This window comes from Bradyrhizobium sp. 87 (assembly GCF_023073015.1).
Classification (GTDB): domain Bacteria; phylum Pseudomonadota; class Alphaproteobacteria; order Rhizobiales; family Xanthobacteraceae; genus Bradyrhizobium; species Bradyrhizobium canariense_D.
Window position 1 is genome coordinate 217,694 of sequence record NZ_JADPIQ010000022.1, and the last position, 26,965, is coordinate 244,658.

At 64.8% G+C, this 26,965-nt stretch carries 24 protein-coding genes and 1 other RNA gene; 6 read left to right on the forward strand and 19 right to left on the reverse strand.

Annotation, left to right across the window (positions count from 1 at the left end; genetic code table 11):
• Positions 1–59: 59 nt before the first annotated feature.
• The 7 genes from murD to rsmH all read right to left on the reverse strand — a co-directional run bounded on the left by murD (position 60) and on the right by rsmH (position 8,804).
• The gene (gene murD, locus IVB50_RS05525) at positions 60–1,460 is read right to left on the reverse strand and encodes a UDP-N-acetylmuramoyl-L-alanine--D-glutamate ligase (RefSeq protein WP_247294865.1); all 1,401 of its coding nucleotides are present in this window, start codon (positions 1,458–1,460) and stop codon (positions 60–62) included.
• 7 nt (positions 1,461–1,467) lie between these two features.
• Entirely contained in the window at positions 1,468–2,571 is a 1,104-nt protein-coding gene (gene mraY, locus IVB50_RS05530; protein ID WP_007600847.1) for a phospho-N-acetylmuramoyl-pentapeptide-transferase, read from the reverse strand.
• 163 nt (positions 2,572–2,734) lie between these two features.
• Positions 2,735–4,114, reverse strand: a complete 1,380-nt coding sequence (murF, locus tag IVB50_RS05535) for a UDP-N-acetylmuramoyl-tripeptide--D-alanyl-D-alanine ligase (RefSeq protein WP_204512073.1) — start codon at positions 4,112–4,114, stop codon at positions 2,735–2,737.
• Positions 4,111–5,583, reverse strand: coding sequence for a UDP-N-acetylmuramoyl-L-alanyl-D-glutamate--2,6-diaminopimelate ligase (locus IVB50_RS05540; RefSeq protein ID WP_247294867.1), 1,473 nt, complete (start codon positions 5,581–5,583; stop codon positions 4,111–4,113). Before IVB50_RS05540 ends, murF begins: the two co-directional genes overlap by 4 nt.
• An 84-nt stretch (positions 5,584–5,667) precedes the next feature.
• A complete protein-coding gene (locus tag IVB50_RS05545) occupies positions 5,668–7,422 on the reverse strand; it encodes a penicillin-binding protein 2 (protein WP_166517606.1) in 1,755 nt (584 codons plus the stop codon).
• Entirely contained in the window at positions 7,419–7,811 is a 393-nt protein-coding gene (locus IVB50_RS05550) for a hypothetical protein (RefSeq protein WP_247294869.1), read from the reverse strand. Before IVB50_RS05550 ends, IVB50_RS05545 begins: the two co-directional genes overlap by 4 nt.
• A 3-nt stretch (positions 7,812–7,814) precedes the next feature.
• Positions 7,815–8,804, reverse strand: a complete 990-nt coding sequence (rsmH, locus tag IVB50_RS05555; RefSeq protein WP_162496556.1) for a 16S rRNA (cytosine(1402)-N(4))-methyltransferase RsmH — start codon at positions 8,802–8,804, stop codon at positions 7,815–7,817.
• A gap of 523 nt (positions 8,805–9,327) precedes the next feature.
• Between rsmH and IVB50_RS05560 the strand changes: the two genes are divergently transcribed.
• A complete protein-coding gene (locus IVB50_RS05560) occupies positions 9,328–10,110 on the forward strand; it encodes an N-acetylmuramoyl-L-alanine amidase (protein ID WP_085349089.1) in 783 nt (260 codons plus the stop codon).
• 120 nt (positions 10,111–10,230) lie between these two features.
• Here IVB50_RS05560 and IVB50_RS05565 read toward each other — a convergent pair whose 3' ends face one another.
• Entirely contained in the window at positions 10,231–11,463 is a 1,233-nt protein-coding gene (locus IVB50_RS05565) for an RNA polymerase sigma factor (protein WP_247294871.1), read from the reverse strand.
• A 22-nt stretch (positions 11,464–11,485) separates the two neighbouring features.
• Positions 11,486–11,839 carry a YciI family protein gene (locus IVB50_RS05570; RefSeq protein WP_018454229.1) on the reverse strand — a complete coding sequence of 118 codons (354 nt, stop codon included), beginning with the start codon at positions 11,837–11,839 and terminating at the stop codon, positions 11,486–11,488.
• A gap of 149 nt (positions 11,840–11,988) precedes the next feature.
• On the opposite strand from IVB50_RS05570, the gene rnpB reads away from it, so the two are divergent.
• Positions 11,989–12,468: RNase P RNA component class A (rnpB, locus tag IVB50_RS05575), an RNA gene on the forward strand.
• 55 nt (positions 12,469–12,523) lie between these two features.
• On the opposite strand, the gene IVB50_RS05580 is transcribed toward rnpB, so the two are convergent.
• Together IVB50_RS05580 and IVB50_RS05585 are read right to left on the reverse strand one after the other, a co-directional pair.
• A complete protein-coding gene (locus IVB50_RS05580) occupies positions 12,524–13,237 on the reverse strand; it encodes an alpha/beta hydrolase (RefSeq protein WP_247294873.1) in 714 nt (237 codons plus the stop codon).
• 72 nt (positions 13,238–13,309) lie between these two features.
• Positions 13,310–13,744, reverse strand: coding sequence for a DUF983 domain-containing protein (locus IVB50_RS05585; RefSeq protein ID WP_231190417.1), 435 nt, complete (start codon positions 13,742–13,744; stop codon positions 13,310–13,312).
• Positions 13,745–13,823: 79 nt separating this feature from the next.
• Between IVB50_RS05585 and IVB50_RS05590 the strand changes: the two genes are divergently transcribed.
• Positions 13,824–15,194 carry a PLP-dependent aminotransferase family protein gene (locus tag IVB50_RS05590; protein ID WP_247294875.1) on the forward strand — a complete coding sequence of 457 codons (1,371 nt, stop codon included), beginning with the start codon at positions 13,824–13,826 and terminating at the stop codon, positions 15,192–15,194.
• 7 nt (positions 15,195–15,201) lie between these two features.
• Here IVB50_RS05590 and IVB50_RS05595 read toward each other — a convergent pair whose 3' ends face one another.
• Positions 15,202–15,459: a hypothetical protein gene (locus tag IVB50_RS05595; protein ID WP_018454225.1), complete on the reverse strand. Its 258-nt coding sequence runs from the start codon at positions 15,457–15,459 to the stop codon at positions 15,202–15,204.
• A gap of 230 nt (positions 15,460–15,689) precedes the next feature.
• Between IVB50_RS05595 and IVB50_RS05600 the strand changes: the two genes are divergently transcribed.
• Positions 15,690–16,433, forward strand: a complete 744-nt coding sequence (locus tag IVB50_RS05600) for a sulfite exporter TauE/SafE family protein (RefSeq protein WP_085349094.1) — start codon at positions 15,690–15,692, stop codon at positions 16,431–16,433.
• Here IVB50_RS05600 and IVB50_RS05605 read toward each other — a convergent pair.
• The 5 genes from IVB50_RS05605 to IVB50_RS05625 all read right to left on the reverse strand — a co-directional run bounded on the left by IVB50_RS05605 (position 16,337) and on the right by IVB50_RS05625 (position 24,293).
• Positions 16,337–17,698, reverse strand: a complete 1,362-nt coding sequence (locus IVB50_RS05605; protein WP_247294877.1) for an O-antigen ligase family protein — start codon at positions 17,696–17,698, stop codon at positions 16,337–16,339. The two genes, IVB50_RS05600 and IVB50_RS05605, sit on opposite strands and share 97 nt — an antisense overlap.
• 69 nt (positions 17,699–17,767) lie before the next feature.
• Entirely contained in the window at positions 17,768–19,174 is a 1,407-nt protein-coding gene (locus IVB50_RS05610) for an MATE family efflux transporter (RefSeq protein WP_247294878.1), read from the reverse strand.
• A gap of 64 nt (positions 19,175–19,238) precedes the next feature.
• Positions 19,239–21,038 (reverse strand): ABC transporter ATP-binding protein, encoded by a 1,800-nt coding sequence (locus IVB50_RS05615; protein ID WP_247294880.1) that lies wholly within the window; start codon positions 21,036–21,038, stop codon positions 19,239–19,241.
• A 326-nt stretch (positions 21,039–21,364) separates the two neighbouring features.
• The gene (locus IVB50_RS05620) at positions 21,365–22,951 is read right to left on the reverse strand and encodes a DHA2 family efflux MFS transporter permease subunit (protein ID WP_247294882.1); all 1,587 of its coding nucleotides are present in this window, start codon (positions 22,949–22,951) and stop codon (positions 21,365–21,367) included.
• 25 nt (positions 22,952–22,976) lie between these two features.
• Positions 22,977–24,293, reverse strand: coding sequence for an HlyD family secretion protein (locus IVB50_RS05625; protein WP_085361417.1), 1,317 nt, complete (start codon positions 24,291–24,293; stop codon positions 22,977–22,979).
• Between the two features lie 193 nt (positions 24,294–24,486).
• Here IVB50_RS05625 and IVB50_RS05630 point away from each other — a divergent pair, with 193 nt between their 5' ends.
• Together IVB50_RS05630 and IVB50_RS05635 are read left to right on the forward strand one after the other, a co-directional pair.
• Positions 24,487–25,122: a TetR/AcrR family transcriptional regulator gene (locus tag IVB50_RS05630; protein WP_085361418.1), complete on the forward strand. Its 636-nt coding sequence runs from the start codon at positions 24,487–24,489 to the stop codon at positions 25,120–25,122.
• A gap of 53 nt (positions 25,123–25,175) precedes the next feature.
• Positions 25,176–25,511, forward strand: a complete 336-nt coding sequence (locus IVB50_RS05635; protein ID WP_085361419.1) for a DUF6665 family protein — start codon at positions 25,176–25,178, stop codon at positions 25,509–25,511.
• Positions 25,512–25,663: 152 nt separating this feature from the next.
• On the opposite strand, the gene IVB50_RS05640 is transcribed toward IVB50_RS05635, so the two are convergent.
• Together IVB50_RS05640 and IVB50_RS05645 are read right to left on the reverse strand one after the other, a co-directional pair.
• The gene (locus tag IVB50_RS05640; RefSeq protein ID WP_085361420.1) at positions 25,664–26,449 is read right to left on the reverse strand and encodes a potassium channel family protein; all 786 of its coding nucleotides are present in this window, start codon (positions 26,447–26,449) and stop codon (positions 25,664–25,666) included.
• Between the two features lie 227 nt (positions 26,450–26,676).
• Positions 26,677–26,865, reverse strand: coding sequence for a hypothetical protein (locus IVB50_RS05645; protein ID WP_085385390.1), 189 nt, complete (start codon positions 26,863–26,865; stop codon positions 26,677–26,679).
• Positions 26,866–26,965: the final 100 nt, after the last annotated feature.

A 26,965-nucleotide genomic window follows, 5' to 3' on the forward strand; every position in this document is an offset into this window, starting at 1 on the left:
CGTACTGGATCACCCGGTCAAGCCGGGCGACGACAGCGGAGCAACAACCAGCAGCGTCCCTACACCACCGGCTTCATGCCCGGCAGCGCCTGCACCAGCTCGCGGAACCTGGTGCCGCGAATTTCGAAGTTGCGATACTGGTCGAAGGAGGCGCAGGCGGGCGACAGCAGGACGACCGCGTCAGCGATGCCTGACGCCTCCGCATCGCATGCGGCTTGCTCGACGGCGACGTCGAGGGTCTGGCTGATCTCGTGCGGCACCTTCGTGCCGAGCGTGCCCGAAAATTCCTGCGCGGCCTCGCCGATCAGATAGGCTTTTCGGATGCGCGGGAAGTAGCCGGTGAGGCCGGTGATTCCGCCGGCCTTCGGCTTGCCGCCCGCGATCCAGAAGATGTCCGAAAAGGACGACAGCGCATGCGCGGTGGCGTCGGCATTGGTGCCCTTGGAATCGTTGACGAACAGCACGTTGCCGCGGCGGCCGACCTGCTCCATGCGATGCGCAAGGCCGGGGAAGCTGCGCAGGCCGTTCTGCAAGACGTCGAGGCCGATGCCCATCGCGAGCGCGGCGGCTGCCGCGCACGCCGCGTTCTGCGCATTGTGCAAGCCGCGCAGAGAACCGATGCCGCCGAGCGCCGCGATTTCACTGCGCGCGCCGCCCGAATTGCGCACGATATGGCCGTGCTCGACATGGATGCCGCTGGCCAGCGGATTCTTGACGGAGATCCGCACCACGTTCTTGCCGGCGCGATCGAGCCGGTCGGCGATATCGCGGCAAAAGCCGTCGTCGACGCCGACGATCGCGGTGCCGCCGGCCTGCACACCGGCAACGAGTCGCTCCTTCACCGCGGCGTAATGCGCGATGGTGCCGTGGCGATCGATGTGGTCTTCGCTGACATTGAGCAGAATGCCGACGGAGGGATCGAGTGAAGGCGTGAGGTCGATCTGATAGGACGACATCTCGATGACGTGGACGCGGCCCATGCCCGGCGGCTCCAGCGACAGGATTGCGGTGCCGATATTTCCGCCCATCTGGGTGTCATAGCCGGCGACCTTGGTGAGATGCGCGATCAAAGCCGTCGTCGTCGATTTGCCATTGGTGCCGGTGATGGCGACGAACGGCGCATCCGGCGCGTGCCGGCGCCTTTCGCGGCAGAACAGCTCGATGTCGCCGATCACCTCGATAGCGGCCTCGCGCGCCTTCAGCACGCTCCAATGCGGGACTGGGTGGGTCATCGGCACACCGGGCGCGAGCACCAGCGCGGCGAAATTCGCCCATGAGACGTTGCGCAAATCAGCCGTGATGAAGCCCGCTTGCGCGGCCTTGGCGACATTCTCGGCGCTGTCGTCGGCGGCGATCACCTCGGCGCCGCCCGCTTTCAACGCGTGACAGGAGGCGAGTCCCGAGCCGCCGAGGCCCAACACCGCGACCGTCTTGCCGGCAAAGGACGTGACGGGGATCATCGATCGTTCACCGCAGCTTCAGCGTGGATAGGCCAGCGAGCGCCAGCATCACCGAGATGATCCAGAACCGGATCACGATCTGGGGCTCGGTCCAGCCGAGTTGCTCGAAATGGTGATGGATCGGCGCCATCCGGAAGATGCGTTTTCCCGTCATCTTGAACGACACCACCTGCACGATGACGGAGACTGCCTCCAGCACGAACAGGCCGCCGATCACCGCGAGCACGATCTCGTGCTTCACCGCCACTGCGATCGCGCCCAGCATGCCGCCGAGCGCGAGCGAGCCGGTGTCGCCCATGAAGATCGAGGCCGGCGGCGCGTTGAACCAGAGGAAGCCCAGGCCCGCACCCAGCAGCGCGCCGCAGAGCACGGCGAGCTCGCCGGTGCCGGCGACATATTTGATCTGGAGATAATCGGCGAACACCGCGTTGCCGGCGAGATAGGCGATCATGGCAAAGCTCGCAGTCGCGATCATCACCGGCACGATGGCAAGGCCGTCGAGACCGTCGGTCAGGTTCACCGCGTTGCCGGCGCCAACGATGACGAAGGCGCCGAACACGACGAAGAACCAGCCGAAATGCAGCACGGTGTCCTTCAGGAAAGGAATCGTCAGCGCGGTCGACGCGGGATCGCGGTTCAGCCGCACCAGCGCGTAGCAGGCCACCAGCGCGATCGCCGCCTCGATCAGCAGGCGAAGCTTGCTGCCGAACCCGGTCGTGGTCTGCTTCGTCACCTTGAGATAATCGTCATAGAAGCCGACGAAGCCGAAGCCAAGCGTCACCGCCAGCACGATCCAGACGTAAGGGTTGAGCGGATTGGCCCACAGCACCGTGCCGACCGTGAGACCGGACAAGATCATCAGCCCGCCCATGGTGGGCGTGCCTTTCTTGGCGAGATGCGATTGCGGACCATCGGCCCGGATCGGCTGGCCCTTGCCTTGCCGGATGCGCAGATGGTCGATGATCCAGGGTCCGAACAGGAATACGAACAGCGCGCCGGTGACGACGGCGCCGCCGGTGCGGAAGGTGATGTAGCGGAAGACGTTCAGGAAGGTGCGAACGGCACCGAAGCCCGGAAATGTGTTGGAGAGCTCGATCAGCCAGTAAAACATTCAGACGGTCCTATGGCGCCTTTGCACGCGCCTTGATCTTGGCCTTGTCAACCTGCCTCACGCGCATTCGCTGGTCTTCATCATCGGGTCGGGCGACCTCTAAAGAAAACGAACGGCTTCGCGCCGGAAAGGGGGGATTCGGGAACAGCGCCTTCCAAGCAGTTTACGCCCTTGCCTGCAAGGCGGCCACTAGGCCCGGCACAAACTTGTTGACCCAGAACATCTTCTTGCTGCCCTTGACAACCACGACATCGCCTGCCCTCAGCAGATTTGCGACCTCCCCCGGCTTCAGCGTGACGGGGTCGTCGTGCCAACCGAGACCCTTGCCGGCTGGAAGCACCTCGAACAGGTGACGCATCAGGGGTCCGACGCAATAGACGCCGTCGATGCCGTCGAGATGCCTGGCGAGGTCGATGTGATAGGTTGGTGCGCCGTCGCCCAGCTCCAGCATGTCGCCGAGCACGGCAATGCGGCGGCCACCGGTCGTGTTGCGCGCCTGCAAGCTTTGCAGCGCGGCAGCCACGCTGGCCGGATTACCGTTGAAGCTGTCGTCGATCACGGTGACGCCACCGGCCGCCTGCTCGACGCCACGGCCGCTCATGATACCGACCCGGTCGAGCTTGATCGCAAGCGTCGCCGCATCGAGGTTGGTCGCACGGATCGATGCGAGCGCGGCCAGCGCATTCTGAACGCGATGCGGCGCGCCCGGCGTCAGGCTGAACGCGATCTCCTTCTTGCCGAGCGCGGCCACGACCTGCCAGCTGTCGCCGTGCGGCGCGTGCGCGACTTCATGCACCTCGGCTTTCTCGCCGAAGCGTATGACCTTGCCCTTCCAGTCCGGCGCCTTGATCCCGGCGGGCAGCACCAGCACGCCTTCCGCGGGCAGGCCGAGTGCAATCGACACCTTCTCGCGACGGATGGCTTCGAGCGAGCCGAGCTTCTCCAGATGCACCGGCTGGACGTTGACGACGAGCGCCACCGTCGGCCGCGTCAGTTCGCTAAGCCGCGCGATTTCGCCCGCCTGGTTCATGCCCATCTCGACGACCCAGAGACTGGCATCGGGGCGCGCATTGCACAGCGTCAGCGGCACGCCCCAGAAATTATTGAAGCTCGACGGGCTGGCATAGGCATTGGGATAGGCCGCGAGGAATTCCTTGGTGCTGGTTTTGCCCGCGCTGCCGGTGAGCCCGATCACCGGCCCGTTGAAGCGCGCGCGTGCCGCGCGCGCAAGGCCCCAGAGGCCGTCGATCAGCGTGTCCTTGACGACGATCTGGGGAATGCGGATGCCCGCGATCTCGTGCGGCACGATCATCGCGACCGCGCCCGAGGCTTCCGCCTTGTCCGCGAACTCCCAGCCGTCACGCGCGCTGGCGAAGGCCGAAATGAAGCCGCCGCTTGGCGTGCCGCTCAGCGCGACGAACAGGCTGCCCGGCTTCGCCAGCCGGCTGTCCTGGGTGACGAAGTCGATCGGCGTGTCCGGGAACGATCCGGCGGCGCCCAGCGCGCGCGCCACTTCGGCCACCGTCCATATGGGCGCGCTCATGCAATCCTCGACGCTAATGCGGCGGCGACCGCCTCGTGATCACTGAAGGGCAAAACCTCTCCGCCGACGATCTGCCCGGTCTCGTGGCCCTTGCCGGCGATGAGCAGCGCATCGCCATCTTCCAATTCGGCGATCGCGGTGCGGATCGCCGCGGCCCGGTCGCCGATTTCGCGGGCGCCCTTGGCGGCGGCGAGAATTTCGGCGCGGATCGATTCCGGCTTCTCGCTGCGCGGATTGTCGTCGGTGATGATGACACCGTCGGCGTTGCCGGCGGCGATCTCGCCCATGATCGGACGCTTGCCGGCATCGCGGTCGCCGCCGGCGCCGAACACGACGACCAGCCTGCGCCTGGCGTAGGGACGCAGCGCCTGCAGCGCCTTCGCCAGCGCATCGGGCTTGTGCGCATAGTCGACGAAGATCGGCGCACCGTTGCGCTCGCCGACGCGCTCCAACCGACCTTTGGCGCCTTCGAGATGTTCGAGGCTCGCGAACACGTCCGCGGCGTCGCCGCCGGTGCCGATGGCGAGGCCAGCTGACACCAGCGCATTCTCGATCTGGAACTCGCCGACCAGCGGCAGCCGGATCGTATACCGCTTGCCGCGATGTTCGAGCGCGAGCACTTGCGAAAATCCTTCGACCTCCGCACCGGCGAGACGAATGCCCTCGCCCGCCCCGTCGCCGTTGCGACCGACTGCCATCACGCGCAAGCCGCGCGAATTCGCAGCACTGATCGCCTCCGCCGAGCAATCATGATCGGCGGAGATCACGGCCGCGCCCCCCGGCGGGACAAGTTCGCGGAACAGCCTGAGCTTGGCCGCGAGGTAATGCGCGACGGTCGGATGGTAATCCATATGGTCGCGCGAGAGATTGGTGAAGCCGCCGGCGGACACGCGCACGCCGTCGAGGCGATATTGGTCGAGCCCGTGAGAAGAGGCCTCGAAGGCGAGATGCGTGACGCCCTCGCGTGCGATCTCGTCGAGCTGCCGGTGCAGTGCGATCGGATCGGGCGTCGTCAGCGAGCCGTAGACGGTACGCTTCGGGGAAACGAGCCCGATGGTTCCGATGCTGGCGGAGGCGTGCCCGAGCCGCTCCCAGATCTGCCGGGTGAATGCGGCGACCGAGGTCTTGCCGATGGTGCCGGTCACCGCCGCAATTGTCGCGGGCTGCGCGGGAAAAAATTTTGCCGCGGCCAGCGCCAGCGCGCGGCGCGGATTCGCGACTGTGATGAACGGCACCTTGCAGCCATCAGGGGCATGGTCGCCGACGACCGCCACCGCGCCGGCGGCAATCGCGGCATCGATGAAGCGCGCACCGTCGGTCTTGCTGCCCGCAAGTGCGAAGAAGAGATCGCCGGGCTTGACCGCGCGGCTGTCGAGGGCGCCGCCGGTCACGTCGAGCGCCGCGACCGCGGGCTCGATTGCGGCATCATTGCCCTGAACGTCCTGATCGAGGAGGTCGCGCAGCTTCATGGTCTTCCAGTCGACATGCCGGACCGGATTGCCGAATCTGCAGGGAAATCCCGACTCAGCAGCGGCAACGGCCCACCCGGTTGATTACTGGGTTGTCCTGGATGCTGCAAGAATAAGGCGCTCGGACGGCGGCAGGTCGAACCGCGGTTCGACGCCCAATAGCGGCGCGATCCGCTCGATCACCTTGCCGCCGGTCGGCACCGCGTTCCAGCCCGAGGTGATGAAACCTTTCGTTTCGGGAATCGCCTGGGGCTCGTCCAGCATGATCAGGATCTGATATTTCGGATCGTCGCAGGGCATGATCGCGGTGAAGGAGTTGAGCACGCGCTTCTTGGCATAGCGGCCGTTGATGACCTTCTCCGACGTGCCGGTCTTGCCGCCAACATAGTAACCCTTGACGTCGGCGGTCTTGGCGGTGCCGATTTCGGCATTGAGCCGCATCAGGAACCGCATCTTGTCGCTGGTCTCCGTCCTGATGACGCGCTTGGCCATCGCCGCCGCTTCGGACTCGCTGCGCTTCATGAAGGTCGGCGGAATCAAATAGCCGCCGTTCACCAGCGCGTTGATGCCCATCACCGCCTGCAGCGGCGCCACCGACATGCCCTGGCCGAAAGCGATGGTGACCGTGTTCAGCTCGCCCCAGCGGCGCGGAATCAGCGGAGCCGCGCTTTCCGGCAGTTCGGTGCGCAGCCGCGTCAACTGGCCCATCTTGCCGAGGAATGCCTTGTGGGCCTCGACGCCCTGGCCGAGCGCGATCCGCGCCGCGCCGATGTTGGACGAGAAGGTGAACACTTCCTTGGTGTTGATGAAGCGTCCGAGCGGATGGCTGTCGTGGATGGTGAACTTGCCGTAGTGCAGGTTTCCGCGTGCATCCCACGATGTGTTCAGATTGATCTTGCCGGAATCGAGCGCCATCGCCAGCGTGAACGCCTTGAAGGTCGAGCCCATCTCGTAAACGCCGGTGGTCAGGCGATTGATGCGGTCGGGATCGTGCGCTTCCTTCGGATTGTTGGGATCGAAGTCCGGAAGGGAGACCATCGCCACGATCTCGCCGGTCTTGACGTTGGAGACGATGCCGGAGGCAGCCTTGGTGTGGTATTTCTCCTTGGCCTTCAGCAGCTCGTCACGCAGTGCGTGCTCGACCCGCAGATCCACCGATAGCTCGATCGGCTTTTGCAGCCGGTCGGTGGCAAAGCCCGCGCGGTGGAGATCGGCGAGCCCCTGATTGTCGAGCCACTTCTCCATGCCGGCGATGCCCTGGTTGTCGATGTTGACGAGACCAATGAGGTGGGCGACCTCGTTGCCGGTCGGATAGACGCGCTTGTTCTCGCGCAGGAAACCGATGCCGGGAATGCCGAGCTTGTGGATGTCCTGCTGCTGCTTCGCCGTAATCTCGCGCTTGAGCCAGACGAAGCCCTTGCGCGTCTTCAGGCGCTCGCGCACCTCGGCCTCGTCGAGGTCGGGCACCGTGGCGGTCAGAAGTTCGATTGCCTCGTCCTTGTCGATGATGCGGCGCGGCTCGCCGAACAGGCTCGAGGCCTTGACGTCGGTCGCGAGAATCGCGCCGTTGCGGTCGACGATGTCGGGCCGCGCGGTCGCGACCACCTCCTGCGCCGCGGCGCGGCGTGCGCCATGGGCGTCGGCGCCGATCGCGAACATCACGAGCCGGCCGCCGATCAGGGCGTAGACCGCGCCGAAGGCGAGCATCGCCAGGCCGACGCGCGCCCGCGCCTTGGCCGCGCGATCGACGTTGCGCCCGTACAGCAGGCTGCGGATCAGCCGCTGCCGCCAGGGCTCAGCGGGCTTTTCTGCAGGTTTGGCCGGGGTCACAGCACTCATGGCTTGTCCTCGGGCTGAGGCACGGAGCCCGTCACATTATCGGGATCGCTGGCGGCTTCGATGGTGTTGAGCATGGCGCCGATCGGATCCGGCTCGCCCGGCCTGAACATCCGCAGCGGACGCTCGGGCAAATTCTTCAGTGAATCATATTGCGTGCCGTTGACCGGCTTGAGCTGCAGATGCCGGTCGGACAGGCCTTGCAGGCGCAGGGGCGCATCGAGCTTGGCCCATTCGGAGCGCAGCGCCGCGATCGCATCGCGCTGCTCGCGGATCTCCGCATGCAGCCGCAGCACCTTTTCGGTGCGCGCCGTGGAGTCCATCTTGATCCTATAGACATAGGCTGCCGCGAAGATCAGCGCGCCGATGACGAGGAGGTGGATGAAGCGCATGCGCTAGCCACCCCTCATGACGTCGGAGAGTTTTGGCCATGACGATTGCTCGCGATCATCATGCGCAGGCGCCGAGGTGCGCTCGCCGGCGCGCAGTTTTGCCGACCGCGCGCGCGGGTTATGCGCGACCTCGTCTTCGCCCGCGATCACCGGCCGCCGCGTCAGCAGCTGGAAGCTCGGCACCGCCTGCGACACTTCCGGCAAATGGCGTGAGCCGCCACCCGTCTTGCTGCGCAGGCTAAGGAAATTCTTGACGATGCGGTCTTCCAGCGAATGGAACGAGACGACAACGAGGCGACCACCGGGCTTGAGCACGCGCTCGGCAGCGATGAGCGCGCTCTGGAGTTCCTCGAGCTCTTCGTTGACGAAGATGCGCAGGGCCTGGAACGTCCGCGTCGCCGGGTGAATATCGCCGGGCTTGGACCGAACCACCCTGCCGACGAGCTCGGCGAGCGCGCGCGTGGTCGTGAACGGCGTCTCCTGACGGTCCGCGACGATAGCGCGGGCGATCCGGCGCGACTGCCGCTCTTCGCCGAGAAGATAAATGATGTCGGCGAGATCGCCTTCCGAGGCGCGCGCCACGACATCGGCCGCAGTCGGGCCTGCCTGCCCCATCCGCATGTCGAGCGGACCATCGAGGCGGAACGAGAAGCCGCGGCCGGCCTGGTCGAGCTGCATCGAGGATACCCCGACGTCCATCACGACGCCGTCGACGCCATCGATGCCTTGAGCCGCGCAGACCTCGGCGAGGTTGGAGAAACGATCTTCAACGAGGGTCAGCCTGCCCGCCGAGCATGCGACGAGCTCGGCGCCGCCCTCGATCGCAGTACGGTCGCGATCAATGGCAATCACCTGAGTTCCCGGCACGTCGAGGATCGCGCGGCTGTAGCCGCCGGCACCAAAGGTCGCGTCGATATAAAGGCCGCCTTCGCGCGGGGCGAGGTGGTCGATGGCCTCGCGGCCAAGAACGGGGATGTGCGGAGCCGAGCTCATGCGCCAGGCCTGCCGATCGCCCCGCCGGACTCCCAAGTGAGATCGGGGACGAACAAGCTCATAACGCCTCGAATGATTCCGCGTCGCGGCGGTTCCACGACCCAACCCCCGTCCGATATGGTTACCGTGCCCGGTCGTCCCGGGCCACCAACCCAGTATTCCCCTTGGAATTTGTCGGGCAGCCATGGGATTTCGAGCCAAAATACGCTTTGGCCGCCTCCGGACGCGGGTCGGCTCTTCATCTCTCAGTAACGGCCCTTAGCGTTAAGAAAGCGTTGATCGGCTCGCGACAAGTCGAAAAGCTGACGCGGCGGTGATGCTTCATCCACACACATGCGCCAAAATGCATCCGTTAACCTCGTCGCGCGGTTGCGCACGGTGGAGGGTAAAGGAATAGTAAAGAAAAGGGCTTGGCCCACTCTCTGTCTGTCTCGAGCTATTTATGTCGTCCGGTTCGTCCACGCCGTCTGGATCTGATTCGAAGCGTCAACGCGTTCTGCCGGTTCCCAAAGCGGCCGCGAACATGCGGACGTTCGAGCCGGATTCCTCGATCGTCTCCGACATCATCCCCTCACCGAACCATGGCGACCGCAACAAGGGCCGCCAACCCGATATGATTGTGCTGCACTACACCGGCATGCCCGACGTCGAAGGTGCGCTGGCGCGGCTCTGCTCCGCGGGCACAGAGGTATCGGCACATTATGTCGTGCTGGAAGACGGCCGCATCGTGCAATGCGTGCCGGAGGCCAGGCGCGCCTGGCATGCCGGCGTCTCGTCCTGGTCCGGCGAGGACGACATCAATTCCTGCTCGATCGGGATCGAGATCGTCAATCGCGGCCACGATTGGGGCTATCCGGAGTTTCCGCTGCGCCAGATCGCCGCCGTGATCGCGCTGTGCCGCGGCATCATGCTCCGCCGCAAGGTGCCCGCGCACCGGGTGCTCGGCCATTCCGACGTGGCGCCGGCGCGCAAGAAAGATCCCGGCGAAAAATTTCCGTGGCATTCGCTGGCCAATTCCGGCGTCGGACACTGGGTCACGCCCGCGCCGGTGGTGCGCGGCGAAAGCCTGATGCTCGGCACCATCAGCGATGAGGTGCTGAGCCTGCAGCAAGCGCTCGCCAGATACGGCTACGGCGTTCCCCTCACCGGCAAATACGACGCCGCGACCATGGAAGTCGTCACCGCGTTCCAGCGCCATTTCCGCCCGGCGCGACTGGATGGGGTCGCGGATCACTCGACGCTCTCGACCTTGCAGGCGCTGTTGGGGAGTCTCCCTCAGGAGACAACGACCATCGTGACGAAGTAGCTGACGTCTTCGAGAACGTGACCTCTTGCTCCGTCATGCCCGGGCTTGTCCCGGGCATCCACGTCTTTGTCGCGCCGGAAGAACGTGGATGGCCGGGACAAGCCCCGCCATGACGGAAACTCAGTTCATCTCCCTCATCCTTCGCGCATAAAGCCGTCGCAGCGGCTCTAACTGCGTCGCCTCCGTCGCAGCGCGATAGGCCTCGCGCGCCTCCTCCTTCCGGCCAAGCCGCCGCAACAAATCCGCCCGCACCGCTGGCAGCAGCTCATAGCCATGAAGCGCGCCGCGTGCGGCGGTCGCATCCACGAGATCGAGCGCGCGCGCGGGCCCATCGACCATCGACACCGCCGCCGCGTGGTTGAGTTCGATCACCGGCGACGGATTGATCCGCAGCAGCACTTCATAGAGCCCGGCAATCTGCGGCCAGTCTGTCTGCTCGTAGCTCGGCGCACGCGCATGCAGCGCAGCGATCGCGGCTTGTACTGCATACGGCTGCGGCCGGCCGGGCACGCGCAGTGCGTCGTCCACCAGGCGCAGACCCTCCTCGATCTGTGCATGGTCCCACTGCGAACGATCCTGCTCTTCCAGCAGCACGATGTCGCCGGCGGCGGTCTGGCGCCCTGCGCGGCGCGCATCGTGCAGCAGCATCAGCGCCAGCAGGCCCTTGATCCCGGCTCGATCGGGTAGCAGCCGGTCGAGCAAGCGGCCAAGCCGGATCGCCTCGGCGGCAAGATCGGGTCGCATCAAATCCGCACCGGACGTCGCCACGTAGCCTTCGGTGAAGACGAGATAGATCACGGCAAGCACACCATCGAGCCGCGGCACCAGCGTGTCGCGCTCGGGGACCTCATAGGGAATGCCGGCGAGCCTGATCTTCTGCTTGGCGCGGACGAGACGCTGCGCCATCGCCTCCTCGCTGACGAGGAAGGCGCGCGCGACCTGCGCCGTGGAGAGCCCGCAGACGGTGCGCAGTGTCAGCGCGACCTGGACTTCGGGCGCGAACGCAGGATGGCAGCAGGTGAAGATCAGCCGCAGCATGTCGTCGTCGAGCATTGCCGGCGGCTCGGCGGGCGCCTGCGCGTTCAGCTCGAGCTCGTGCACGAGCGCCTGCTCCTTGCCGCGGAAAACGGCCTGGCGCCTGATACGGTCGATCGCCTTGTGCCTGGCGACATTGACCAGCCAGGCACGCGGATTGTCGGGGACCTCGCACGCCGGCCAGCGCGCCAGTGCCACCGCAAAGGCGTCCTGGAGCGCGTCCTCGGCGAGATCGAAATCGCCGACGAGGCGGATCAGCGTGGCCAGCGCCCGCCCCGCCTCGTCGCGGAAGATCTTGTCGATCTCGGACAGCGTCATGCGCCGATGCGCGACGGCGCCGTCACTTGTCGTAGACCCAGATCGGCCGCACCTCGATCGAGCCGATACGCGCCGACGGAATCCGCGACGCGATCTCGATCGCAGCATCGAGATCCTTGGCCTCCACCAGGTAATAGCCGCCGAGCTGCTCGCGTGTTTCGGCAAACGGGCCGTCGGTCGTCAGCGTCTTGCCGTCGCGCACGCGGACGGTCGTTGCAGTCGTGGTCGGCTGCAAACGGTCGCCGGCCTTGAAATTGCCGCTCTGGATGATGCCTTGCGTGAAGGTCTGATATTCCGCCGTCATCTGCTGGCCGGCCGCCGGACGCATATTCGCGTACTCGGCTTCGTTCTGGTAGATCATCAGCAAATACTGCATCGCTTAACTCCTGCTGCACGGCTGGATCGCCGACATCCAGTCGAACGGGACACGCGCCCAACGACATCTTCAGGATAAATTATTTCGGGCGAACCGTGCATGGCGATATCGGCTTGCGGAACCGACACAAATGCTTCATGCGTAAGCCGTCAGTCGGCCGGACGGCCGCTCCGGCAAGTGCCGAAAGGCCGCCGGGGAGGAAAGTCCGGGCTCCCTTGACATACGGTGCCGGATAACGTCCGGCGGGGGCGACCCCAGGGAAAGTGCCACAGAGAACGAACCGCCCGCCGTCGCCCCTTCGGGGCTTTGGCGCGGCAAGCCCTCGGGCCTGCCGTGCCGTAGCAGCGCAAGCTGCGTAGGCAGGTAAGGGTGAAAAGGTGCGGTAAGAGCGCACCGCGGCTGCGGCAACGGAGCCGGCATGGTAAACCCCACCGGGAGCAAAACCGAATAGGGACGGCATAGCGGAGTGTTCGCGAAAGCGATAACGCCGCGGGGCGATGTCAGGCCCGCCGTCCGGGTAGGTTGCTCGAGGCCATGTGCAAACATGGTCCCAGAGGAATGGCCGTCACGTATCGTTCGCGCAAGCGGACGGTGCCCTACAGAACCCGGCTTAGAGGCCGGCTGATATCTTCAACGAGGGGTTCGATGCTGACTGCATCGGGCCCCTCACCATTTGGGGGCTTGCTATCCGACGATCTCTTGCAACACACCCATCAGCGCCTCCGGCGCTGTCACATTCGGCGCATGGCTCGCATCGAGTTCGAAAGTGCGCCAGCCATCCTCGGTCTTGGTGCGCTTCGCGAACTGCCCGAACACGTCGCCCGGCGGAATGCGCGTGCAATAGATGTAGCTGCGCGGCATCGCCGGCTCGCCATGTTCGAGTTTCAGCTTCGTCTCGAAACATTTGATCGGCATGTTGATCCGGCGGGCGTTGAGCCAGTCGAGATCGGCCGGCGGCGTGTCCGGCGGCGGCGGGTTCGGCGGGATGCGGTAGCCGTCGCCTGAGCTTGCAGCCTTGCGCATCGGCTCGCGCCCGCCCTCGTGGAGATCGAACAGCGATTGGCCGTCACGCGGCACGAAGGCGTCGAGATAGATCAATTGCGTCACCCGCTCGCGCGCGCGATCGGCGACACCGGTGGCGACCATGCCGCCATAGCTGTGGCCGAGGAGCACGATGTCCTCGAGATCCTCGAACCTGATGACGTTGAGAATGTCCTGGATGTGCGTGTCGAGATCGATCGCGGGACTGGCCAGATGCGCGCGCTCGCCGAGCCCGGTATAGGTCGGCGCAATGAGGCGATGGCCGGCCTTTGCCGTCAACGGATGCATCTTCTTCCAGGCCCACCCGCCGGACCACGCGCCGTGACAAAGCAGGAAGGTTTTTGAGCGTGCGGCCATCGGCGTTTCCATCGTTCTTGTTTGTACGATGGAGTGTAGCGGCCGGTCCCGCGATGTAAACGCTACGGCCCCTTAAGCCGCGCGCGCGTTCACCTTCACGAGGACGGCTGCAGGCCGACCAGCTTCGCGCCGCAGCTTGCCCGCCTCAAAACCATGCATGCCGATCTGCCATTGCAGCCCGACGATGGCACCCTTGGTCGGCTGCAACAGCGCGAGCGAAGCGAACAACGTCACCGGCAGCCACACCACCAGTTGCAGCCAGACGGCCGGCGCATAGGCGGTTTCGACCGCGAGGATTGCCGGCACCACGAGATGGCCGACGACGACCATCACGAGATAGGCCGGGAAATCGTCGGCGCGCTGGTGGAACAGCTCCTCGCCGCAATGGTCGCAGGTATCTGCCACCTTCAGGAAACGGCCGAACGCATGGCCTTCGCCGCAGTTCGGGCACTTGCCGCGAAATCCGCGCCACATCGCCTTTGCCAGAGAGACTGAACCGGTTGCCATGACCCCACCTCTTCCTTTTCTAGGATCCATACAATAATATCTTGTATCCATACATTCAAAGGATATGGGCCTTCATTGCATGGATTGGACCCCTACAATTTCGGAGCTGAGCGGGCCGCGCTATCAGCGCATCGTCGAAGCCATGGAGGCCGACATCGCCGCCGGCCGGCTGGTGCGCGGCCAGCAATTGCCGACGCAGCGGGCGCTGGCAAAGGCGCTCGGCATCGACCTCACCACGGTGACACGCGCCTACACCGAGGCGCGGCGCCGCGGCATCATGGAGGCCCGGGTCGGCCAGGGCTCGTTCGTGTCGGAGACCAGCGCGCGCCGCGTGGTCGATCTGCCGCATCCCGTCGCGATCGACCTCTCGATGAACGTGCCGCCGCAACCTCTCGAAGCGCAGCTCGACGAGCGCATCATCGCCGGGATGGAAGCCATCCGCGCGCAATCGGGCCTGACCGCGCATCTCAACTACCAGCCGCCCGGCGGCAGCGCACACGAGCGCGAGGTCGCGGCGCGATGGATGCGCCCCCGCGTGCCGCATGCGCATGCCGACAGGCTCGTGATCTTTCCCGGCGCACAGACGATCCTGTTCAACCTGCTCGCCCACGTCGCCCGGCCCGGCGACATCGTGCTGACGGAAGCCCTCACCTTCCCCGGCATCAGGGCCGCCGCCGCGCGCCTCGGCGTCAGACTCGTCGGCGTCGCGATGGATGACGGCGGCATCCTGCCAGAGGCGCTGGCAAAGGCTTGCCGCACGCATAGACCGAAAGCGGTCTATCTCATTCCGACGCTGCACAATCCGACCACCGCGACGCTTCTCCCCGAGCGCCGCAGCGCCATCGCCAAGATCATCAACGATGCCGATACGATTCTGATCGAGGACGATGCCTACGGGCTGCTCGATCGCTCGGCATCGCCGATCGCCAATCTCATTCCGGATCAGACATATCTCGCGACCACGCTGTCAAAATGTATGGCGCCCGCACTACGGGTCGCCTATCTGGTGACGCCCGACGGCAGCTCGCAGCGGGAGATGCGTAGCTCTTTGCAGGCGACGGTGCAGATGCCGGCGCCGCTGATGGTCGCGCTGGTGACGCATTGGATCGAGACCGGGATCGCCGACCGCATCATCACCGCCATCAGAAGCGAGGCGATCGGCCGCCAGCAGCTCGCGCAACGGGCGCTCAAGGGATTTGAGTTCCAGGCCAAGCCCGCCGCGCATCATCTGTGGCTGCGGCTGCCGGAGGACCGTCCCGATGTCGCGGCGCATCTGCTGCGGAATGGACTGGCAGTCGTCGCCGGCGAGGCCTTCACCGTCGACGGGACCGCACCACACGCGGCACGCGTCTCGCTAGGCGCGGCGCGCAACCGGGCGGAATTGACGGAGGCGCTGCGCATCCTCATGAGCGCGCTGCACAGGCCCGCCGACACCCGGCAGATCGTCTAGCAAATACCTATCGATGCTGCCGGCGATGGTGGGAGCGCACGACCGGCGCAACAGCCGATGGATAAGCTTGCGATGCGTAGGCATCGCTCGGCTGGCCGAGAGCCCCGCGCGCGGCGGGCGTGAGCTGGCCGCCATTCAGAACGTCGCGGTCGGGATGGGCAGCCTGATAGGCCGCAGGCTCGGAAAACTGGGCCTGCGCCATGGTCGGCATCAAGGCCGCCGCCGACACTAGTGCGGCCGCGACGGCAATCTTCGTGCGGGTCATCGTCCTTCTCCATATCTCATTCGGGAGACTGGCCGATCGAACCGCATGATGGCGTCGAGCGGGCCCCCAGTTTGAAGTACGAGCGTCATGTAGGCCTGTCTTTCGCGAACGCCCGCTGCTGGGGATCACGCTTGCGTGCGGTTTTGAAATTGACCTGCATGGCCGCAGCTGTGCTATGCGAGCGATGGCGATCAACAGTTCGGGATCGTCAAGATAACAGGGACAATCTGTTGGAAATACTCACCTACGGGCTGCTGCTGCTCGGCGCACTGGCCGGGGGCTTCGTCTCGGGCCTTGCCGGTTTCGGCACGGCGCTGATGGCGCTCGGCATCTGGCTCTACGTGCTGCCGCCCTCTCTCGCGGTGCCCCTGGTGCTGATCTGCTCGGTGATCGCGCAGAGCTCGACGCTGCCGTCGATGTGGAAGAGTTTTGATCTCTCGCTGGTCTGGCCGTTCCTGATTGGAGGACTGATCGGCGTGCCGCTGGGCACCATGCTGGTCGCCTCCGCCGATCCAAAAGTGTTCAAGCTGAGCGTCGGCGTGCTGATCCTTGTTTTTTCGACGGCTCTCTATCTGAACAAGCGGCCGCTCGCCGTCACGTTCGGCGGCCGCATTGCCGACGGCGCGATCGGTTTTGCCGGCGGCATCTTGGGTGGCCTTGCCGGACTGTCGGGGCCACTTCCGATCCTGTGGGCAAACATCCGAGGCTGGAACAAGCACGAGCGGCGCGGCATCTTCCAGCTCTTCAATTTCACCGTGCTCGGCGCCGCCTTGGTGTTGCAGACCGCCTCGGGCCTCGTCGCGTTCAAGGTGGTCTGGCTCGCAGTGATCGCATTTCCGGGCACGCTGATCGGCGCATGGGCCGGCGCGCGCGTCTATCATGCGCTGAGCGACAAGCATTTCGGCGATGTCGTGCTCGGTCTGTTGTTCCTGTCGGGCCTCGGCCTGGTCTGGAACAGTTTGGGCACGCACTGACTCCGTATTGTCTTCGCGGCGAGCGCCATGCCGCCGGCAATGCCGACGCCAAGCACGTAGATCCAGCCCTCGGCGAAATCGAACAGATGCGAGTTGAGCAGCGAGGACAGCATGTTCTGCACCACGACCAGAAGGCCGACCCAGCAGGCCAGCCCCTCTCCGCGAAACAGCGAGAGGTGCGCGAACCAGAGCGCATAGAGGATCACGACGCCCGACGCGCCCCACTGCACGGCGACATTGAGCGTCTGGTTGTGCGGATCACCGACGATTTCCGCTCGAACCCCGCTCTCGCCGACAGCCGCGCGCGCGAACAGGCCGCGGATCGCCCCGGTGCCGTGACCGAGCAGCGGCGCGTCCGCGGTGAACGCCAGCGATTTGCGCCAAAACTCCAGTCGTGACCCCATGCCGCTGACATCATTGCCGGCGATGCTGACCTCATAGTCTCCGTTGAATTTGGCGACTGTTGCGCGCAGACGCGGCGAGGCGGTCCACAGCAGCACGGCCAACAGCCCCATCGCGCCGACGGCGAAGAGTGCGGTGCGGCGGCGCAAATGCAAAAGCGCGAAGACCACGATCAGGATCGGCAGCGTCACCAGCGCTGTCCGCGAGACCACGACGAACATCATGTTGGCGAGGAATCCGATCGCGAGCGCCACGAACAGCGCCGCGACGCGGTAGCGGCCTCGTCGCAGCAGCGACACGATCGGGTAGACCAGCGCGATCGCACAGAGCGCGAACTCCTGGCTCTGGTCGATATAATTGCGCACCGCGATCCCGCTTTCGACCTTGTAGGGCCCGCGCGACAGATAGAGTTTCAGCGACAATGCGGGATCGACGGCGACGGCGAAGGAATAGAGCATCAGTGCCGTGCAGGATACCAGGAACGCGGAAAACACCCAGCCGCCAAACGGCCAACGCTCGAACTGGTAGATCAGAAGCGGAATTACCAGCAGCTTCGCCGCCGGGCCGATCGCATGGATTCGGTCCGGCCACGGCGCATCCGACCAGAGCGTGCCGATGGCGGCGAGTAGGACCAGCGCAATCGGCAGCAGGCAGATTGCCCGAAGCAGCGAACGCGGAAATTCGCGAAGGTCGAGGAACGCGAACGCGATCAGCCAGGGAATGAGCGCGAAAATGAGCCCGGTCGTGGTCCACGGCAACAGCAACGCGATCAGCGCGACGGAGCGGGCTGGCGTGCGATAGCGTGCCGCCCAGATCGCGGCGAGCCAGGAATTGGGCCGCTGCTCGTTCAACACCTCGGTCATTTGGCCCCTGCAGCCGATCCCCACGGCGCGGCAAGTTTGCCGGAGCCGTGGGGCGGGGACAAGCGATCGCTACGCTGGCGCGCGTACAGGAGACGCCACGCGCTTGGGCGCAGCCGGCTCCGGGGACTTCTCATGCCGGAGCGTGGCAAGGCGCTTCCTGAATTCACGCCGTAGCAGCCACAAGCTCAGGGCCGCCTGCAGCGTGGTTGTCGCGATCGACAGGTACCAGACGTGCTCGATCCGGAAGCCCGGCCGCGTCGACAGCCAGATCGCCGGCAGCGAATAGGTGAGCACGCGCGTTGCCGAACTCCACAGCACCGGCTTGGTATTGCCGAGGCCCTGGAACATGCTCGAGCAGGTGAAGATCACGCCCTGCGCCACCATGTTGAGCGAGATGATCCGCAGGAACAGGAACGCGATCTCCATGGTTTCCCGGTCGTTCGAGAACCCCGAGAGCAGGAGCTGCGGCTTCAACTGCGCGAGGCACATGAAGCCTATCATCACGACACTGGTGATCAGCGCCGCCTTGACGAAGGTTTCGCGCACGCGCTCGCCTTTTCCGGCGCCCATGTTCTGGCCGGCGATTGGCCCAGCGGCGAGCGCAACTGCAAGCGCCGGCATCTGGATCAGGCCCAGGACCCGTTGTCCGATCCCGAAACCGGCCTGCGCCGCCGCACCGAAATCGCGCAGCACGAAATAGACCACCGCCATGAGGATGAACATCATCGCGAACTCGCCGCCGGCAGGCAGGCCGACATTGAGGATGCGCCTCAGATGCTGCGCCTGCGGACGCCACTGCGCCGGATTGAAGGCGACATAGCGTTCGACCTTACGAAAATGCGCAAGCAGCGTCACGACGCCGATCAACACCGCGATCGAGCTCGCCAGCCCCGCACCGGCAACGCCGAGCGCATGGCCCGTGCCCAAGCCCGCGATCAGAACCGGCGCCAGCGCGATGTTGATGGCCACCGCAAGCGCCTGCACCAGCATCGTGGGACGCACGATGCCGGTAGCGCGCAGCGCGGATCCCATCACCTGGCTCGCGAATTGCAACGCGAGCGCCGGCATGAACCACAGCAGATACGTGGCCCCCGCCTCGATCGTGGCTTCGTCCGCGGCGATCGCATGCATGTAGGCGCGCGACAGCGCCGCGCCTGCGACCAGGGTCAACAGTCCGAACAGCACCGACAGCACGATCGCCTGATTGAAGATCAAATTGGCATCCGGCCGATCCTTGCGTCCCACGGCATGCGCGATCAACGACACCGCGCCGACGCCGAGCACCTGCATCAGCGCGTTGATGAGAAAGCCGGCATTGCCGGCCGCCGCCACGCCCGCGACCGCGGCATCGCCCAAGCCCGAGACGAAGTACAGATCGACCAGCTGGCAAAGCATGATCGTGACCATACCGACCATGATCGGCGGTGCCATGCCCAGAATGTGCTTCGCGACGGAGCCGTTGGTCAGGTCTTTCATTTCACCCATCCTTGACCGATTCCTTGGCGACGCGGCCGACATTGGTCCGCCGGCCGCGCGCCACTCATTCCGCTGCTGCGATCTGTCCGAGCTCCACCACCTGGCGCTCGAACAGGCCGCGATAGATGCCGCCGGGCCTGGCCGCGAGCTTGGCATGCGTGCCTTGCTCGACGATCTCGCCGCGGTCGAACACCAGGATGCGATCGAGGCTCTTCACCGTCGAGAGCCGGTGCGCGATCACGATCGAGGTGCGGCCTCGCATCAGCCGCTCCATCGCCTGCTGGATCAGCGCCTCGGATTCCGAATCGAGGCTCGAGGTCGCTTCGTCCAGGATCAGCACCGGCGCGTCCGCCAGGAAGGCGCGCGCCAGCGCCACGCGCTGCCGCTCGCCGCCGGAGAGCTTGACGCCGCGTTCACCGACCAGCGTGCCGTAGCCCTTGGGCAGGCGCAGGATGAAGTCATGCGCGTTGGCCAGCCGTGCCGCCTGCTCGATCGCCTCCAGGCTGGCGCCGGGCCGGCCATAGGCGATGTTCTCGGCGAGCGAGCGGTGGAACAGGATCGGGTCCTGCTGCACGACCGCGATCTGGCTGCGCAGCGAATGCTGCGTGGCCTTGGCGATGTCTTGCCCATCGATCAGAACGCGGCCGCCGGTGACGTCGTAGAGCCGCTGCACCAGCTTGACGAAGGTGGTCTTGCCGGAGCCGGAGCGGCCGACGAGACCGACGCGTTCGCCGGCGCGGATCGTGACCGACAGTCCATCATAGAGCGGCGCATGATGGCCGCCATAATGGAACGTGACGTCGTCGAACACGAGCTCGCCGCGCTCGATCGCAATCGGCCGCGCGTCCGTCGCATCCGTAATCCCGATCGGCTCGTCGTGGATCGCCACCAGCTCCTCCATGTCATTGACCGAGCGCTGCAGGTTGTTGATGTGCATTCCGACGTCGCGCAAATAGGCATGGATGACGTAGTAGCTCGTCAGCACATAGGTGACGTCGCCGGGCGAGGCTCGCCCCGACATCCACAGCAGCACGGCGCCGCCGATCACGGAGGCACGCAGGGCCAGCAGCACCGAGAGCTGCGCCAGATTGGTGTAGTTGTAGCGCAGCCAGGTCCGCCGCACGCGCACGCGCCAGCGGTTGACGACACGGGCAAGCCGCGCATCCTCGCGCGCTTCCGCGCCGAACGATTTCACCACCGCGTTGCAGGTCAACGCATCCGCCAGCGTGCCGCCGACCTTGGTGTCCCAGGCATTGGAGATGCGCGCGGCCGGCGCGATGTAGCGCGTCGAGAACAGCACCGTCATCGTGACATAGGCCAGCGCGCCCAGCGCGATCACCGCGCCAAGCGAGGCCCAGTGCAGGCCGAGCAGGATCATCGACCCGATCAGCACCAGCAGCGACGGCGCCAGCGCCATCAAGATGGTGTCGTTCAACAGGTCGAGCGCCCACATGCCGCGGGTGACCTTGCGCACCGTGGATCCCGCAAAGGAGTTGGCGTGCCAGTCGGTCGAGAACCGTTGCACGCGCATGAAGGCTTCCTGCGCGACCTCGGACATGATCTTCAGCGAGAACGGCACGATGGCCTGGAGGCCGGTCAGCCGCAGCACCATGGAGGCTGCGCCCAGCGCCACGATACCGCCCAATGCCATCAGCGCCGCGTGCCGCGCGGCGGAATCGGATGGGCCGCGCGTCAGGGCGTCGACCAGATGTCCGGAGAAGACCGGCATGAACAGGTCGGCGATGGTCGCACCCAACAAGCCGCCGGCGACGATGAGGGTACGCCCCGGCTGCTTCAGCCAGTGCCGGAACACGAAGGGCAGCACCACGCGTATCGCCGCGGGCCTTTTTGACAGAGCGGTCATGGCATCATCCGGCCGCTTATGGCGCGGGCCGGCTCCATTGATGGACGCAGGCCGGCCGCGAGGGCCGAGACGGCGTCACTTAAAGTTGGTTTTGACTTGGGAAGCGGGGCGATCGGGACCAGGAGCCCAATCGAAGCTGGCGGAAGAGGCCTCTAGGAGGCCGAGCACATACCGAGCCAGAACATCATCGAGCGCGGGCGTGCGATCTGCGAATGCGACGAAATCATGCAAATCCTCCCGGTTCGATGGAATGAGGTGCGCTTTATAGATGTGTCAGTGGTGATTTGCAACGGGGCTCGCGCGAGATCACGCACGAGTGTTGCAAATTAGTGCGCGTCGCCGCTGGCGCCGAACGGCGAGGCCGGCCTCTTCAACAGTGTGACGAGCAGGGTGAGGCCGAGATAGAACAGCGTCAGGATGAAGAAAGCATCGCCGAAGCCCATCACCACGGCCTGGCGATGCACGAGCTGGCTGAGCTGCTTCATCGCCATCAGCGTGGAATCGCCAAGCCCCTGAAACTTCTGCATGAACATGGTCAGGGTTTCGGTCGCGGTCGCGTTGCCCCAGGTCACACGCTCCTGCAGGCGCGTAATGTGCAGATCGGTGCGGTCATTGAGCACGGTGTTGATGACGGCGAGACCTACGGCACCGCCGAGATTGCGCATCAGGTTGAAGAGGCCCGAGGCGTTCTTCACTCGGTCGGGCGCCAGCGTGCCGAGCGCGATGTTGTTGGTCGGCACCATCGCGAACATCATGCCGATGCCGCGCAGGATCTGCGGAATCAGCAACTCATAGAAATCGTAGTCGCGCGTGATCCAGGTCATCTGGTAGGAGCCGAGCGCGAACACGACGAGCCCGAACGCGATCATGTAGCGCATGTCGTACTTCGCCATGAGACGCCCGACCACCGGCGCGATCAGGAACATGGTGATGCCCGAGACGAACATGGTCTCGCCGATCATCAGTGCGCTGTAGCCACGCACTTCGGCGAGGTAGCGCGGATAGATGTAGGTCAGGCCGTAGAGGCCGATGCCGATGCAGAACTGAAGGACGCAGCCGATCGCGAAATTGCGGTTGGAAAAGGTGCGTAGATTGACGATCGGCTCGGCCGCCGTGAAGACGCGCCAGAAGAAGGCGATCGCCGAGATGCCGCAGATCCAGGCGCAGATCGCGACCGAGGGGTCCTGCATCCATTCATATTGCGGGCCTTCCTCCAGCACGTATTCCAGCGTGCCGAGGAAGCCGGCCATGAACAGCAGCCCCCACCAGTCGAAACGGTCGAGCAACTCGAAATGCGGCTCGTCGAAATCGACCATCGCCAGCACGCCGATGGTGATGCCGATGCCAGGCACGATGTTGATGAAGAACAGCCAGTTCCAGGACATCAGGTCGGTGATGTAGCCGCCGACAGTTGGCCCGATGGTCGGAGCCAGCGTTGCGACGAGCCCGATGATGGGACCGACGATGTGGAATTTGGTGCGTGGGAAAACGGTGTAGGCCGAGGCGAACACCGTCGGGATCATGCCGGCGCCGAGAAAACCTTGCAGCGCGCGCCAGAGGATCATCTCCTCGATGGTGGTGGCGAAGCCGCAGAGCAGGCTCGATGCGGTAAAGCCTGCCGCCGAGATTGCGAACAACAGCCGCGTGCCGAAGGCGCGCGACAAGAATCCCGACAGCGGGATCGCGATCACTTCGGCGATCAGATAGGCGGTCTGGACCCAGGAGACCTCGCTAGAGCTTGCCGACAGGCCGGCCTGGATTTCACTCAGGGACGCCGAGACGATCTGGATGTCCAGGATCGACATGAACATCCCGAACACCATGATGATGAAAGCGAACAGCCGCTTCGGCGCGATGCGCTCCGAAGCGGGGTCCGCCATCATGGCAGGTGAAGCGGTCGTGGCGTTCGCCATGGTCTGACCTCGCGGCGCAGGCGCGCTACTGCGGATGGATCATGGTGGCGTCGTCGAGATCGACCTCGCTGTCGGCGTCGGCCGCGCCCTTGTTGGTGTCGACCGTTGCAGTGACCGACATGCCGGCGCGGAGCAGGTTTTGCTTCGCGACCGACTTCGGCACGCGGATGCGGACCGGCACGCGCTGCACGATCTTGGTGAAGTTGCCGGTGGCATTGTCAGGCGGCAGCAGCGTGAACACCGAGCCCGCGCCCGCTGCGATGCTGTCGACGACACCGGAGAACTTGCGCATGCCGTAGGCATCGACCTTGATCGTCACAGGCTGGCCGGGGCGGATGCGCTTGAGCTGGGTCTCCTTGAAATTGGCGTCGATATAGACGTTATCGAGCGGCACGACGTTGCCGAGCCGCTGGCCAACCGCGACGAAATCGCCGGCACTGACGAGGCGGTTCGAGAACGTGCCGTCGACCGGCGCGCGCACCGCGGTGAAGGCGAGATCGCGCTCGGCCTTGGCCAGCGTGGTCTTGAGCTCGGCGAGTTGCGCCTGCGCTTCGGCCTGCTGCGCCTTGGCGACGTCGACATTGCTGAGCGCGACGTCGTAGGCGGCCTGCGCAGCCTTGACCGCGGCGGCGCCCTGGTCGCGTCCGGCTTCGGAGCTCTCGAAGGTGGCGCGCGAGGCAAAACCCTTGTTGCTCAGCGCCTGCTGGCGCTCATAATCGAGGTCGGCGCGCTTGAGGCCGGCTTCGGCGGAGACGAGTTGCGCCCTGGCCTGCGCGACCTGGCTGTCGAGCGCCGCGACCTGGCGGCCGATGCGATCGATGGTGGCCTGCTGGGTCGCGATCCTGGTCGCGGCGGCGTCGACGGCGATCTTGTAGTCGCCGTCGTCGACGCGGAAGACGATGTCGCCGGCGCGCACCGTCGTGTTGTCGCCGGCGAGGATCGAGGAGACGTGGCCAGCAACGCGCGCGCCCAGCATGGTGTTGTTGGCGCGGACATAGGCGTCGTCGGTCGCGACGTAGAAGCGGCCGACCAGCGTGTAATAGCCGGCATAGCTCGCGGCCGCGAGCGCCAGCACGAGCCCTACTCCCATCATCACGAATTTGCGCTTGCCGGACTTCGGCGCGCCGGCGGCGGGCGCGTCTGGGGCTGCGGCCGGCTTGTCGGTCACGGGCTTCTCCGGCGCCTCGCTGGGACGGCGCTTGGTTTCCTCGGCCACATGAGAGCGCAACTGCTCGGCGAGAGCCACAGACGTCTCGGTGGCAGCGTCACCACCCGCGGGCGCCGGCGTCTCCACGGCGTCCGGGCGAAGGACGCGCGCAGCCTGGTCTCTCACTACGGCCATGGAGGCCTCCCCAAAAAAGCGCGATGAGGGACAACCCGCCCTACGGCCGGTTCCCTCTCACCCATCCCAAATATCATTGACCGAACGGTTCGGTCAATATAGATAATACCCGAACGGACCCTACCGGCCCGAATCCTTTATTTCGGTTTCATCACCCTGGACCGATGCAAAAACTTTCCGAGACCCTGAACCAATGATTGTACCCGGCCGCGAACATCTCCACGTCGTCCAGGAGGAGGACAGCTCCAAACGCCGCCAGATCCTGGACGGGGCCCGCAAGGTGTTCATGGATCTCGGGTTTGACGGTGCCAGCATGGGCGAGATCGCCCGCGCTGCGCAGGTCTCCAAGGGCACGCTTTACGTCTACTTCGCCGACAAATGCGCGCTGTTCGAAGCCATCCTCGAGCAGGAGGCGCTCCAGCACGGGCAGGTCGCGTTCAATTTCGATCCGGCACGCGATGTTGAAACCACGCTGAAGGATTTCGGCCGGGCCTACAACCGTCTGCTGTGCCGGCCCGGCGGCGGATCGGCGATCCGCACCGTGATGGCGATCGCCGAGCGCATGCCCGATCTCGGCCGCCGCTACTATGCGCGGGTGCTGGACAAGTCGATCAACCGCCTCTCCGACTATCTCAAAGCCCACGCCGCCGCCGGCGATCTCGATATCGACGATTGCGATCTGGCGGCGTCGCAGTTCATGGAACTGTGCAAGGCCTCGCTGTTCCTGCCCTTCGTCTTCCAGGCCGCGCCCGCACCGTCGGAAGAGCGCATGAGCGAAGTCGTCGACAGCGCGACGCGGATGTTCCTGGCAGCGTATCGGGCGAAGTAGCGGCAAGGCGGGCCTGCGTTGCAGGCCGCTCCGGCGGCATTATATTCGGGCTCATGTCCCGTGATCTCCGCCCGCCCGTCGATATCCTCCATTACGAGATTGTCCAGGAACAGGCCTCCGCGCTCGGACGGATGGGCCGCACGCTCGAACAGGCGCTGGCGCGCCTGCGCGAGTTCGACGCCGCCCATGCCCTCCCCGAGGTGCCGGCCGCGATGCAGCCGGCCCGACGCAAGCTGGTGATGGAAGCCGGCCACGCGCTCTGGATGTTGGTGGTGCAGCGTGAGGCATCCGGCTTGCGCGACAGCCGCCACATCATGCGGACCTACAATGTCCCGGCCGAGGTGCAGTGCTGCATGGGGCTGGTGCCGGCAGCGTCGAAGCCGGCCTGAAATGATTTCTACGGGGCGCTAGACAAGGCCGGCCGTTACCACGGCAACGATTGCGATGGCTGCGAGCGCCTAGAAAGAGGCCATGGTCGAATGGCCGCTTGGGCACAGATTCTGATGATGGCAATACGTTTCGATCGCCGAGGTAGCAACAGCTACGCCAAACCTTCATCGGGAATATTGAGAACTGCGCCGCATGCTTTGCAATGCACGGCATCGCTCTCATGCCGCTGCAGTCCGCAAGTTGGGCAAGGAAATCTGACCTTGTTCGGACTCAACAATGCGCGCGCAAGATTGAAGAACAGGGTTACGCCGAAAATCATGATCACGACGGTTATCAAACGACCTATTGTGCCTGGCAGGGTGATATCGCCAAAGCCAGTCGTCGTCAGCGCGGTCACAGTGAAATACAGGGCGTCAGCATAATTCCGAATCTGATCGTTGCGAAACTTCTGGGTCTCGTAAACTATCCCCGTCATGACAAATATGAAAACCGCAAGATTGGTGACGGCAAAGATGACCTCCTCGTTGCGACGGAAGAACGACGAATCCATGCGCAACCTGGCGAGCATCTGGTAGTCACGGAGCATTCCCAGCGTCCGCAAAATCCGCAGAAAGCCGCCAGCCTCGCCAGCGAGGGGCGCCAGGAATGAAACGATGGCGACCATGTCAGCCCATGTCGAGAGGCGGCCGAACTTTCGAAGCGGATGCCGGTGGGCGAGTAGCCGTGCTGAAAAATCGGCCAATATCATTGCGCCGAATAGCAGGTCGAAGGTTTCGATGATCTCACTGGGGTGCAGGAACGACGTTCCGATGATGAACAGTATGGTCACAACATCAAACGCGAGCAAAGCATAGCGGAAACCAACGGCGCTGGGCGTTGTACCCTCGTAGAGGCGACGGACGCGGCTTCTCAGGGAGGTGTGGTTCACAGCTGCCATGCTCGCAGTTTGCACAGATGATTGCAGCTGGGACAACCCTCGCACCCTGGGAGATCTAAGTCAGTGCGACGAGTTCGAGCTAGTTGACGCTTCCGTGACAGTCCGCAGCACCAGCGTCAGGTGGCTGTTACCGGGATGGATTGTCGTCGGCACAACCTCGATGCTATCGGCTCCAAGTTCGCCTGCTTTCTTCCACTGAAACGCAGCGCCGGATCTGCTGTAGACATTCACCCTTTTTGTTTCTCTTCCGCGCTTCTTCCATCCGAGCTTTTGGAGCGTTCTTCGAAGCGGTCAGCGCCCTTCGCTAAATCGTGTCCCGTCTTGCTCTCGTTTTTCGCTTCGTCCTTAGCAGCCGCCTCGCGCAGGCCTTCAGCGGCGCGTTCCCCAGCTTTTGATGATTTTCGTTCGTCATCCATGTGAAGCACCTTTCCTGATAAACAACACGCTTCTCCAGGACTAATCCGTGCCTGTCCCAGATTGGCCATAACAAACTTCAACCGGATCGCTTGGAGATTG